This is a genomic window from Pseudomonas sp. FG35, assembly GCF_057809295.1.
On the sequence record NZ_JBMDJR010000024.1, the window covers coordinates 1 to 12,025 of the forward strand.

Annotated in this window: 13 protein-coding genes; 2 read left to right on the plus strand and 11 right to left on the minus strand. The window is 61.8% G+C overall.

Going from position 1 to position 12,025, the window contains the following annotated elements:
* Window positions 1-108: 108 nt before the first annotated feature.
* Genes ACODTD_RS27710 through ACODTD_RS27730 form a run of 5 tightly spaced genes read right to left on the minus strand, consistent with a single transcriptional unit; the run spans window position 109 to window position 4,017 of the window.
* On the minus strand, window positions 109-744 hold the full coding sequence (locus tag ACODTD_RS27710) for an SCO family protein (protein ID WP_007953994.1): 636 nt from the start codon (window positions 742-744) through the stop codon (window positions 109-111).
* Entirely contained in the window at window positions 741-1,640 is a 900-nt protein-coding gene (cyoE, locus tag ACODTD_RS27715) for a heme o synthase (RefSeq protein WP_041475094.1), read from the minus strand. The genes ACODTD_RS27710 and cyoE overlap by 4 nt, the downstream gene beginning before the upstream one ends.
* The gene (locus ACODTD_RS27720) at window positions 1,628-2,707 is read right to left on the minus strand and encodes a COX15/CtaA family protein (RefSeq protein WP_011331794.1); all 1,080 of its coding nucleotides are present in this window, start codon (window positions 2,705-2,707) and stop codon (window positions 1,628-1,630) included. The genes cyoE and ACODTD_RS27720 overlap by 13 nt, the downstream gene beginning before the upstream one ends.
* 10 nt (window positions 2,708-2,717) lie before the next feature.
* Window positions 2,718-3,311, minus strand: a complete 594-nt coding sequence (locus ACODTD_RS27725) for a hypothetical protein (protein ID WP_489105399.1) — start codon at window positions 3,309-3,311, stop codon at window positions 2,718-2,720.
* Window positions 3,277-4,017, minus strand: a complete 741-nt coding sequence (locus ACODTD_RS27730; RefSeq protein ID WP_011331796.1) for an SURF1 family protein — start codon at window positions 4,015-4,017, stop codon at window positions 3,277-3,279. Before ACODTD_RS27730 ends, ACODTD_RS27725 begins: the two co-directional genes overlap by 35 nt.
* A 72-nt stretch (window positions 4,018-4,089) precedes the next feature.
* Between ACODTD_RS27730 and ACODTD_RS27735 the strand changes: the two genes are divergently transcribed.
* Window positions 4,090-4,293 (plus strand): twin transmembrane helix small protein, encoded by a 204-nt coding sequence (locus ACODTD_RS27735; protein ID WP_064379555.1) that lies wholly within the window; start codon window positions 4,090-4,092, stop codon window positions 4,291-4,293.
* Between the two features lie 9 nt (window positions 4,294-4,302).
* On the opposite strand, the gene ACODTD_RS27740 is transcribed toward ACODTD_RS27735, so the two are convergent.
* The 4 genes from ACODTD_RS27740 to coxB all read right to left on the minus strand — a co-directional run bounded on the left by ACODTD_RS27740 (window position 4,303) and on the right by coxB (window position 8,597).
* Window positions 4,303-5,190: a cytochrome c oxidase subunit 3 gene (locus ACODTD_RS27740; protein ID WP_011331798.1), complete on the minus strand. Its 888-nt coding sequence runs from the start codon at window positions 5,188-5,190 to the stop codon at window positions 4,303-4,305.
* A gap of 25 nt (window positions 5,191-5,215) precedes the next feature.
* A complete protein-coding gene (locus tag ACODTD_RS27745) occupies window positions 5,216-5,767 on the minus strand; it encodes a cytochrome c oxidase assembly protein (RefSeq protein ID WP_011331799.1) in 552 nt (183 codons plus the stop codon).
* Window positions 5,768-5,794: 27 nt separating this feature from the next.
* Window positions 5,795-7,387 carry a cytochrome c oxidase subunit I gene (gene ctaD / locus ACODTD_RS27750; protein ID WP_007953983.1) on the minus strand — a complete coding sequence of 531 codons (1,593 nt, stop codon included), beginning with the start codon at window positions 7,385-7,387 and terminating at the stop codon, window positions 5,795-5,797.
* 82 nt (window positions 7,388-7,469) lie between these two features.
* Entirely contained in the window at window positions 7,470-8,597 is a 1,128-nt protein-coding gene (coxB, locus tag ACODTD_RS27755; RefSeq protein ID WP_011331801.1) for a cytochrome c oxidase subunit II, read from the minus strand.
* A 369-nt stretch (window positions 8,598-8,966) separates the two neighbouring features.
* On the opposite strand from coxB, the gene ACODTD_RS27760 reads away from it, so the two are divergent.
* Complete coding sequence (locus ACODTD_RS27760; RefSeq protein WP_489105400.1) at window positions 8,967-9,599, plus strand: hypothetical protein; 633 nt, start codon at window positions 8,967-8,969, stop codon at window positions 9,597-9,599.
* 50 nt (window positions 9,600-9,649) lie between these two features.
* On the opposite strand, the gene ACODTD_RS27765 is transcribed toward ACODTD_RS27760, so the two are convergent.
* Together ACODTD_RS27765 and ACODTD_RS27770 are read right to left on the minus strand one after the other, a co-directional pair.
* The gene (locus ACODTD_RS27765; protein ID WP_489105401.1) at window positions 9,650-11,176 is read right to left on the minus strand and encodes a SulP family inorganic anion transporter; all 1,527 of its coding nucleotides are present in this window, start codon (window positions 11,174-11,176) and stop codon (window positions 9,650-9,652) included.
* 90 nt (window positions 11,177-11,266) lie between these two features.
* Window positions 11,267-11,998: a carbonic anhydrase gene (locus tag ACODTD_RS27770; protein ID WP_064592510.1), complete on the minus strand. Its 732-nt coding sequence runs from the start codon at window positions 11,996-11,998 to the stop codon at window positions 11,267-11,269.
* Window positions 11,999-12,025: the final 27 nt, after the last annotated feature.

Below are 12,025 nucleotides of genomic sequence, written 5' to 3' on the forward strand. Positions count from 1 at the left end.
ATTACTCCCTCCTGAGAATGGGTCAGAAGGTGTAAACCTTATTCAGGACGAGACATCAAAACGAAAAAGGGGACGCCAGTGGCGTCCCCTTTTTCGTGCGTTCAGTTTTTACTTGCGGTTCAACATCACCGGCAACTGCGCAACCAGCTTGGCGTTGTTCAACGGCGCGCGAATAAACCCGCGCTGTGTCCCGTCCGGCCCGATCACCGCCAGGTTCCCGCTGTGATCCACCGTGTAATTCGGCTTGCTGGTGTCCGCCGGAATGAACGGAATGCTCACTGCGTTCGCCACCTTCTGCAGCTCGTCGATCGACTTCGGCGTCAGGCCGATGAACTGTGGATCGAAGTAGCCCAGGTACTGCTTCAACTGCGCAGGGTTGTCGCGGTTCGGATCGACGCTGACCAGCACGATCTGCAATTTATCCACAGCATCCTTCGGCAGTTCGCTTTTGATCTGGCGCAGCTGGGCGAGGGTGGTCGGGCAGATGTCCGGGCAGAAGGTGTAGCCGAAGAACAGCAGGCTCCACTTGCCCTTGAGCTCGTTGACCGTGACCGGCTGGCCGTCCTGATTGGTCATCGTCACGTCCGGCAGGTTGCGGCTCTGCGGCAGCAGGATGATGCCGGCGTCGATCAGTGCGGTCGGGTCGCCCTGGCCCTTGCCGCTCAGCACTTTGTTGACGGTCAGGCCGAGGATCAGCGCGATCACAGCGACGAGGATGAAGACGGTTTTCTGGGTTCGAGTCATAGGTTCAACAGTAAGTAGTGGTCTACGAGCAGGGCGATGAACAGCAGAAACAGGTACCAGATAGAGTACTTGAAGGTGTTGATCGCCGCGTGCGGCCGAGTGCCACGGTACAGCACCACGGCCCATTGCAGAAACCTGGCTCCCAGACCGAGCGCGCAGATCAGGTACAGCAGGCCGCTCATGTGGATCACGTACGGCAACAGGCTGACCGCCAGCAGGGCGAAGGTGTACAGCAGAATGTGCACCTTGGTGTAGTGCTCGCCATGGGTGACCGGCAGCATCGGAATGTCGGCCTTGGCGTATTCCTCCTTGCGGTGGATGGCCAGCGCCCAGAAGTGCGGCGGGGTCCAGGCGAAGATGATCAGCACCAGCAGCAACGGTTCGGCGCTGACGTGGCCGGTCGCGGCGGTCCAGCCGAGCAGCGGCGGCGCGGCGCCGGCAAGGCCACCGATGACGATGTTCTGCGGCGTCGCGCGTTTGAGGAAACCGGTGTAGATCACCGCGTAGCCGAGCAGCGAGGCCAGGGTCAGCCACGCAGTCAGCGGATTGGTGAAGGTCAGCAGCAGGGCCTGGCCGAGCAGTGCCAGCACCAGCGCAAAGGTCAGTGCGCCTGTGGGCGAAACCCGGCCGTCGGCCAGCGGCCGTTTGTGGGTGCGGGCCATGACCGCATCGATGCGCCGGTCCACCACATGATTGACCGCCGCCGCGCCACCGGCACACAACGCGATCCCCAGGTTGCCGAACACCAGCACCGTCCACGGCACCCCGGCGCGGGTCGCGAGGAACATGCCCACCAGCGAGGTGATCAGCATCAGCACCACGACTTTCGGTTTGGTCAGCTCCAGGTAATCACGCCACAGCGCCTGCGCCGGACGTTCGCCGATCAGAATCGCCATGGCGTCTCTCCTTTAATAGTGATGGGCGCCGCCGAGTGTTTGCGCGGGCTGAGGCGCCAGCGCGCGATCATCGGCTGCCTGACCCGAACCAGACTGGTTCGCGCGTGATAGTTGACCAGCACCATGGTCAGCAGCAGCGCTGCACCGCCGGCGTTATGCGCCACGGCCACCGGCAGCGGCAGATGGAACAGCACGTTGCTGATGCCGAGGGTGATCTGCGCGCCGAGGGCGATCAGCACCAGCCCGGCCAGTCGCGTCATGCCCACCACTTTCAGTTGCCAGGCCAGACCGAGCAGGACGACCGTCACCAGCAACGCGCCGATGCGGTGGGTCAGGTGAATTGCCGTGCGCGCATCGCTGTCGAGTTGCCCGCCCAGGTAATTGGGGCCGATGTGTTGAGTCAGGTGAAAGCCGTTGGCGAAATCTGCCGGGGGCAGCCATTGGCCGTGGCAGGTCGGGAAGTCGATGCAGGCCACCGCCGCGTAGTTGGAACTGACCCAGCCGCCGAGAGCAATCTGGCCGATCACCAACAGCAATCCGGCAGTCGCCCAATATTGCAGACGCTTGGGCACGGTCAGTGCCGGCAGTACGCCGGACAGTCGCAACGTCAGCAGAAACAGCAGGCTCAACGTCGCGAAGCCACCGAGCAAATGCCCGGTCACCACTTGCGGCCAGAGCTTGAGTGTCACCGTCCACATGCCGAACGCCGCCTGGGCGAACACCACCGCCAGCAGAAACAGCGGCAGCTTCAGCGGTTGCCCCGGATGACGGCGGTTAACCCACGCGCGCCCGGCCAGAATCGAGATCAGCAGGCCGAGGGTGCCGGCGAAGTAGCGATGGATCATCTCGTTCCAGCCTTTATGCGCCTCCACTGGCGAGTCGGGGTAATGCAGTTCGGCATGGGCCAGTTGGGCTTCGCTTTTCGGCACGCTGATGAACCCGTAGCAGCCCGGCCAGTCCGGACAGCCGAGGCCGGCGTGGGTCAGGCGGGTGTAGGCGCCGAGCAGCACCACGATCAGTGCCAGCAGGGTGGCAAACAGCGCGAGGCGAAATCCTGGTTTGGCCATGACGATGCCCTTATCCGATGTTCGACAGTTTCAGCAGGTGGCGCAGGTCGTTGAGCAGATCCTTGCCCTTGACGCTCGGGTCGTAGCGCAGCACGAGGTTGCCGTGGGGATCGATGATCCACAGTTGCGGCGTGGCCTTGTCGCCCGTGGCCTTGCTGAAGGTCGCTGCGTCCAGCGGGTAGCGTTGCAGCTGCGGATATTCGCGGGTCAGCTTGGCTTCGTATTCGGCAGCCAACGGTTGTGCAGCGGCCAGGGCGTGGCTGGCGCGCCCGGCTTCGCGGCCCAGGCCAATCTGGATCTGCCGCGCCAGGTACACCAGTTGCTGGCAGTCCACCGCGCAATCCTTCGGTGCGGTGACCAGCATCTGCCAGCGCGTTTCGTCAGCCTGGATGCCGAGGTCGGCGCGGGTCTGGCCGTTGCCGATCAGTTCGCCGTGATAGCTGCGACCTTCCGGCACCCAGAACTGCAACTTGTACATGCCGGTGGCGAGGATCATCGGACCGACCACGCCGAGCACGATCAACAGCAGTTGGATGCGTCCGCGACGGCGACTGGCCGGGGCTTTTGCTTCAGACATGCTGGGTGGATTCATGGCCGCTCCCATGGTGTTTCTCCTTTGCGTTGTGCCAGCCGAGATAGAGGTAGAGACCGAGCAGGGCGGTGGCCATGGCGAACCACTGCACGGCGTAACCGAGGTGTTTTTCCGGGCCCATCGCGACCACCGGCCAGTCGGCCTGATAGCTGGCGGGGCCGGGTTCGGCGCGTAATTCGTAGGCGAAACCGTCGCGTTCGAGGGTTTTCCACAGCTTCGTGGGTTCGACGGCGGTGACGGTTTGCGGCCAGGTGCTGCTGACCGGATCGGCATGCAACTGGAAGGTGGCGCCGGGGGCGACATACACCCAGGCATCGACATCCACGGCGTCGACCGGTGTGTTGAACTGCGGGGCCGTGCGCCGGTCCGGCCATGGCAGCCAGCCGCGATTGACCAGCAGCCACTGGCCGCTGCGCTGATCCTGAAACGGTTGCAGCAATTCGACGCCGACCTTGCCGTTGCGCTGACGGTTGTCCAGCAACAGGCTGTGGGCGGCGTCAAACTGGCCGTGCAGATGCACCCGGCGAAAGGCCGGATCGGCGCTGTGCAGCAACTCGGTGCTGGCCATCGGTTCGGCGGCGCGGCGTTCGGCGTAGCTGGCGAGCAGGGCGGTTTTCTCCGCGCCCCGGCCCAGCTGCCAGAAGCCCAGCGAAATCAGCAACGGCAGCAGCAGGCCGACCACCAGGGTCGGCACCACGCCCGGCCGGAAGCGCTTCATGGTCGCGCCAGAAAATCAGTGAACGCGATCGCTATACTCAACTGCATCGCTTGTTCCCCCGGAGTTCTTCCCATGCTCAAAGCAGCCATCGTCCTGATGCTGATTGCCACGGTGGTCAGCCTGTTCAGCGGCCTGTTTTTCCTGGTCAAGGACGACAGCAGCTCGAATCGGCTGGTGATCGCCTTGAGTGTTCGGGTGGCATTGGCCGCCTGCACCGTCGGCTTGATCGCCTGGGGTTTCTACAGCGGCCAACTGGTGTCGCACGCGCCTTGGTAGCTCTGTTCCTCAGAGCACGTAAACGAAGATGAACAAGCCGATCCACACCACATCGACGAAGTGCCAATACCAGCTCGCCGCTTCAAAGCCGAACTGATGTTCGTTGTCGAAATGGCCCTTCATGATGCGCATCAGCATCACGAACAGAATGATCGTGCCGATGGTCACGTGGGCGCCGTGGAAACCGGTGAGCATGAAGAACGTCGCGCCGTAGATGCCCGAGCCGAGGGTCAGCCCCAGTTCGTGGTAGGCGTGGATGTATTCTTCGGCCTGGAAGCCGAGGAACGCGCAGCCCAGCAGCACGGTGATCGCCAGCCACAGTTTCAGCGCGCCGCGATGGCCTTTCTTCAGCGCGTGGTGGGCGATGGTGATGGTCACGCTGGAGCTCACCAGCAGGATGGTGTTGATCAGCGGCAGGCCCCAAGGGCTGATGACTTCCTTGGGCGGCGGGAACAGTTTCGGATCCGGCGTGTGCAGCAGCGGCCAGGTGAACTGGAAGTTCGGCCAGAGCATGTGGGCGATGCCTTTGGTGCCTTCGCCGCCCAGCGCCGGGCCAGAGATGTGTCGCACGTAGAACAGCGCACCGAAGAAGGCAATGAAGAACATCACCTCGGAGAAGATGAACCAGCTCATGCCCCAGCGGAACGAGCGGTCCAGTTGTGGGCTGTACAAGCCCGCGCGGCTTTCCTTGATCACCGTGCCGAACCAGCCGAACAGCATGTACGCCAGCAACAGGCCGCCGACGAAAAAGATCAGCGGGCCGTGGGATTCCGGACGCGCTGCCTTCAGATCGTTGAACCAGGTCGCCAGACCGTACACGGTGACGAACATCCCCACCGTGGCGACGATCGGCCACTTGCTCTGGGCCGGGACGTAATAGTGCTCATGAGTTGCCATTTATTGTTCTCCTTATCGGGCACGCTTAACCGCCAGTGTTTGCAGCCACCGGAGGATGTCGGGCGGTGATATCGAACAGCGTGTAGGACAGCGTCAGGTGCTTCACGTCCTTGGGCATGTCGCGGTCAACGATGAAACGCACCGGCATCTCGATCTGCTGACCGGGCTGCAGCACCTGCTGGGTAAAGCAAAAGCATTCGGTCTTGTGGAAGTACGCCGCCGCATTGCTCGGCGCGATGCTCGGTACGGCTTGAGCGCTCATCGGTTTGTCGGTGGGATTGCGCGCGATGAAGATCATCTCGTTCACCGCGCCGGGGTTGGCCGTCAGTTCGTCATGCTTGGGGTAGAAGTCCCAAGGCATGTCGGCGGTGTTGGTCGACAGGAATTGCACCCGCACTTGCCGCGAGGCATCGACGGTCTGCTCGCCCTCGTACTGCCCGGCGGTCTTGCCGTTGATGCCGAACGCTTTGCACATCACGTCGTAAATCGGCACCAGGGCAAAACCGAAGACGAACATCGCCACCACCACGCCGAGCAGTCGGGTGACCAGCTTCTTCATCGAAATCGAGTCAGCCATGGTGGCGGCCCTCAACGGCTACAGGGTTCATTTCACTTCCGGCGGCGTGGTGAAGGTGTGATACGGCGCCGGTGACGGCACGCTCCACTCCAGACCTTCGGCACCATCCCACGGTTTGGCCGGAGCCGGCTCGCCGCCACGGATGGTCTTGATCACGATGAACAGGAAGAAGATCTGCGTGGCACCGAACATGAACGCGCCGATCGACGACACCATGTTGAAGTCGGCGAACTGCAGGTTGTAGTCCGGAATTCGCCGGGGCATGCCCGCCAGACCCACGAAGTGCATCGGGAAGAAGGTCAGGTTCATGCCGACGAAGGACAGCCAGAAGTGCAGCTTGCCCAGGGTTTCGTCGTACATGTGGCCGGTCCATTTCGGCAGCCAGTAATAGGCCGACGCGAAGATCCCGAAGATCGCCCCCGGCACCAGCACGTAGTGGAAGTGCGCGACCACGAAGTAGGTGTCCTGGTACTGGAAGTCCGCCGGAGCGATGGCCAGCATCAGCCCGGAGAAACCGCCGATCGAGAACAGAATCACGAACGCCACGGCAAACAGCATCGGCGTCTCGAAGGTCATCGAGCCTTGCCACATGGTGCTGGCCCAGTTGAACACCTTCACCCCGGTCGGCACCGCGATCAGCATCGTCGCGTACATGAAGAACAATTCGCCCACCAGCGGGATGCCCACCACGAACATGTGGTGCGCCCAGACGATGAACGACAGGAACGCGATGCTCGCCGTGGCGTAGACCATCGAGGTGTAGCCGAACAGCGGCTTGCGCGAGAAGGTCGGGATGATCTGGCTGACGGCACCGAAGGCCGGCAGGATCATGATGTACACCTCGGGGTGGCCGAAGAACCAGAACACATGCTGGAACAGCACCGGGTCACCGCCACCGGCGGCACTGAAGAAGCTGGTGCCGAAGTGGATGTCCATCAGCATCATCGTCACGCACCCGGCCAGCACCGGCATCACCGCGATCAGCAGGAACGCGGTGATCAGCCACGTCCAGACGAACAGCGGCATTTTCATCAGGGTCATGCCGGGGGCGCGCAGGTTGAGGATGGTGGCGATCACGTTGATCGCGCCCATGATCGAACTGATCCCCATCAGGTGGATGGCGAAGATGAAGAACGTCACGCTTTCCGGGGCATAGGTGGTGGACAGCGGCGCGTAGAACGTCCAGCCGAAGTTCGGCCCGCCACCGGGGGTGAACAGGGTCGAGACCAGCAGCAGGAACGCCGCCGGCAGCAGCCAGAAGCTGAAGTTGTTCATCCGCGGCAGGGCCATGTCCGGCGCACCGACCATCAACGGGATCATCCAGTTGGCGAGGCCGACGAACGCCGGCATCACCGCACCGAACACCATCACCAGGCCGTGCATGGTGGTCATCTGGTTGAAGAACGCAGGCTCGACGATCTGCAATCCGGGCTGGAACAGCTCGGCGCGGATCACCATGGCGAACGAGCCGCCGAGCAGGAACATGCAGAATGCAAACCACAGGTACAGCGTGCCGATGTCCTTGTGGTTGGTAGTCAGCACCCAGCGCATCAGGCCTTTGGCGGGGCCGTGGGCGTGGTCGTGGTCGGCATGACCGTGGTCATCGATGACAGCGCTCATGGCCGGTCTCCTTCAAGTGAGTGGACTGGGCAGGCCGAGGCGCAGGGCCCCGACCGGTTCACGAAGTACGCAATAGACCGGCTCATTTGCTTTCCGCCTGTTTCAGCTCCAGCACTTCTTTTGGCGTGACCATGTCGCCCTTGTTGTTGCCCCAGGCGTTACGTTCGTAGGTCACGACCGCTGCGATATCGACTTCCGACAGCTGCTTGCCGAACGCCGCCATGGCGGTGCCGGGCTTGCCGTGGAAGACAATGCTCAGGTGCGCCTCTTTCGGGCCGGTGGCGATTTTCGAGCCCTTGAGGGCCGGGAACATCGGCGGCAGGCCCTGGCCTTCAGCCTGGTGACAGGCGACGCAGGTGGTGTGGTAGATCTTGTCGCCACGTTCCTTGAGTTCGTCGAGGGTCCATTCCTTGCTGGTCAGCTCCTTGAGCTGCAACGCTTCGGCCTTGCGCTCGGCGAGCCATTTTTCGTAGTCGGCCTTCTCCTTGACGTCGACCACGATCGGCATGAAGCCGTGGTCCTTGCCGCACAGCTCGGCGCACTGGCCACGGTAGAGGCCGGGCTTGTCGATGCGGGTCCAGGCTTCGTTGACGAACCCGGGGATCGCATCGCGCTTGACCGCGAAGGCCGGCACCCACCAGGAGTGGATCACGTCGGCGGAGGTCACGAGGAAGCGCACCTTGGCCCCGGTCGGCAGCACCAGCGGCTTGTCGACCTCGAGCAGGTAGTGCTCGCCCTTGGCTTCCTTGTTGTGGATCTGCTCGGCGGGGGTGGCCAGGTTGCTGAAGAACTCGACGTCCTGGCCCAGGTATTTGTAGTGCCACTTCCACTGATAACCGGTGATCTGGATATCGATATCCGGCTCACTGGTGTCGTACATCTTGATCAGGGTCGCGGTCGCCGGAACGGCCATCGCCACCAGGATCAGCAGCGGGACGACGGTCCAGAGAATTTCGACGGTGGTGCTTTCGTGGAATTTTGCGGCGACCTGCCCGGTAGAACGGCGGTGCACCATCATCGACCAGAACATGGCGCCGAAGACGATGATCCCGATCACCACACAGATCCAGAAAATGGTCATGTGCAGGTCGAATACTGCGTGACTGATTTCAGTCGCTCCAGGCGCCATATTCACAGTCCAGGCAGCTTGCACCGGGCTGAAAATCGACCACAACAGGAGGCCCATCCAGACGTGTGGATGTCGCATCATTGCGGGTTCCCCTTATCGTTCTTGTTATCCCGCCGGCTTTCGCCTGCGGCAAGGGATCGGCTGCATCAGACTACGAACTTGAATCGCCGGGCCTTGCTGCGGGTGCAGTCGGGCGTCATCAGCTAACTCCATTCACTGGCGAGTATAGACAGCGGCTGAAAAATGCAATGTGCGGACGTAAATCGAATGAAACAGCTGGCACTTGCGTTCCAGGGCACGAATGGAGAAGGATGCAGACGAGTGGTGGCAAACCGATATAACGCCGGTGCATCAAGGATGAAATAATTATGACAAATGCGTCTTAGCATTTTTCGTAAGCCAGCTAAGTTATGTCTTCCCTATTTCATTGCCTTGTTTCCTGGAGTTTTCATGAACACCGCCGCATTGCGCGAGCAAATACACATAGCCCGACAACACGAGATTGAAACCGGAAAGCTGACCCGTCAGCTCGAAGCTCAAATGCAACACCTGCACCCGGCGATCCAGTTGCCGGAAACCGACGCCAACGGTGTGCTGACGCGTTTTGTCGCCGCCTACATCGACGAAGTGCCAGACCTGCTGGATGCAGCCAATGAAGTCGCCAGGGAAGCGGGAATCGAATCGCAGATCAAACCGGTGCTGAAAATCGCCGAGCAGTACTTCCTCCAGCCACCCGTGGGCCTGGACAGTCTGATGGACGAAGCCTATCTGGCGCACCGTTTTGTCGAAGAGGTCAACGACCTGTACATCAAGCATTTCGGCCAGCCACTGATCCCCTTGGACATGACGGTCGCCAATCTGATTGCTCACCAGTTGATCGGTGAGGAATTTGCCAACCAACTCGACGAAGTGGTGCATCACGCGGTGGACAGCATGCTCGACGACGACAGCTTTGCGCTGGAGTCGGTGGAAGCCTACCGCGAGAAACTCAGCAGCCCGGACACCGGTGCGGCATGGAAACGCTGGCCGTGCATGAGCCGCCGTCTGGGCGTGGGCCTGGAGCTGGATCAGCCTGCTGCTTGATCTCTGCGCAAACGATTGGGGGAACAGATTGCTCTGTTCCCCCAGTGTTTTCAGCCCGACGCACCGATCCCGGTGGTGGTGCGGATCCGCCCCTCGAGCCGTCGCTTCAAACCGCGAGACTCGATCAACAGTTTCGCCCCCTTGGCCGCATTCGCCCGGCCCCACTCTTCGAGCAGTTCCAGACACGAATGGTCGATGTAGCTCAGGTTGTTGAGCGGCACATGCACCGTCGTGCCCGGCGGAATGCTGCCCAGCACCTGAGTCAGTGCCGGCACTTTGAGGAACGTCGCGGCGCCCACCAGACGCAACTCCATTTCCCCTTCCTGCGGCAGATCGATCAGGCTGATTTTCAGGCGCGAGGCCTTGAACGCCAGTTTCAACAAAGTCAGGCCGAAACCGATCAATACGCCCGTCAACAGGTCGGTGAAGATGATCGCCAGCGCCGTGGCGGCGTAGGTGAACATCGGCATCCGGCCATAACGCCCCAGACCACGGAACGCCTTGAGATTCACCAGTTTGAAACCGGTGTAGACCAGAACACCCGCCAGACTCGCCACCGGAATGCTCTGCAGCAGGCTCGACAGCAACAGCACGAACGCCAGCAGCCACAGGCCATGGAAAATCGTTGAGTAGCGTGTGGTGGCGCCGGCCTGGACGTTGGCCGAACTGCGCACGATCACCCCGGTCATCGGCAGCGCGCCGACCAGACCGCAGAGCATGTTGCCGACACCTTGCGCCGACAGCTCACGGTCGAAATCCGAACGTGGGCCGCTGTGCATGCGATCCACCGCCGCGGCGGACAGCAGGGTTTCGGCGCTGGCGATGAAGGCCACGGCGAACGCGGCGATCAGCAGCGTTGGATCGGCGAGACTGAGCAGGTCCGCTGGTTTCAGCCAGTCGATGGCTTCGGCGAGATTCTCAGGCACTTCAACTCGTTTCACTTGCAACGCCAACAGCAGGCTGGCGCCTGTCGCCAGGCCGACACCGAGCAGCGCGCCCGGAATAAAGCGCAGCGAATGCGGGCGGAATTTCTCCCACAGCCACATCACAGCTATGGTAGACAGCCCGAGCAACCCGGCCTGCCAGCCAAAGGACGGCAAGGCCTGCGCCACTGCGCCGGGGAATGCCGTGAGGTTGTCGAGGCCGGAGGGTTTCGGTGACGCATCGAGCATCACATGCACTTGCGAGAGCACGATCAGCACGCCAATCCCCGCGAGCATGCCGTATACCACCGCTGGCGCCGTCACCCGGAACCAGCAACCGAGCTTCAGGCGTCCGGCCACCAGTTGCAGAAAACCGGCGAGCAGCAGGATCGGCCCGAGCATTTCGATGCCGTGCTGGCGCACCAGCTCGAACACCAGCACCGCCAGACCCGCCGCCGGCCCGCTGACCTGCAACGGCGACCCCGCCAGCCAGCCCACCACAAGACCGCCGATGATCCCGGTGATCAGGCCTTTGGCCGGCGGCAGCCCTGACGCAATGGCAATGCCCATGCACAGCGGCAACGCGACCAGAAACACAACCACTGAAGCGAGCAGCTCCCGTGGCAACACAGCTTTCAATTGAGCCGCACGCATGGCGATACTCCCGAAGTTTTCTTCAGGCGTGGCAAGGCCTGGCCGCTGAAACAGCGGCCGGCGTCAAACCACACGGATTTTTAGGAGGATTTAGAAGCGCGCTTTGGGCGTCGCCACCGGAATCGGATGGCTGCCGTCGAGCGGCAGGAAGCAACCCTGATCCGCGTCGTAAGCTTTGATTTCGCTGGTTTCGATGTTGTAGACCCAGCCATGGATGAACAGATGACCGTTCGCCATGCGCGAGGCTACCGAAGGATGGGTACGCAAGTGCTGCAGTTGGGCGATGACGTTCTCCTCAGTGAGGATCGGCATGCTTTCTTTTTCGTCGGCGCAGTTGCAGTTGTCATGCACCATGGTTTTCGCGACTTCGGCGTGGCGCAGCCAGGCTTTGACCGTCGGCATCTTTTCCAGGCTGTCCGGGTTGAGCACCGCGCGCATGGCGCCGCAGTCGGAGTGGCCGCAAATGATGATGTGCTGCACGCCGAGGGCCAGAACCGCGTATTCGATGGCGGTGGAAACGCCGCCGTTCATCTGGCCGTAGGGTGGCACAACGTTGCCGACGTTACGGGTCACGAACAGATCGCCGGGCGAACTCTGGGTGATCAGTTCAGGAACGATGCGCGAATCGGCGCAGGTGATGAACATCGCCCGTGGCGACTGTGCCGTGGCGAGTTTCTTGAAGAGTTCTTCCTGCTGCGGAAAGACCTCATGATGAAAATGCAAAAAGCCGTCAACGATACGCTTCAACGCTGCATCGGCGGATTCCGCCACAGGGGCGGCTTGCGCCGACGCAGCCAACGGCTGTTTATCCTTGTCACTCATGATTCATCCTCATTGGCGGATTCGGGG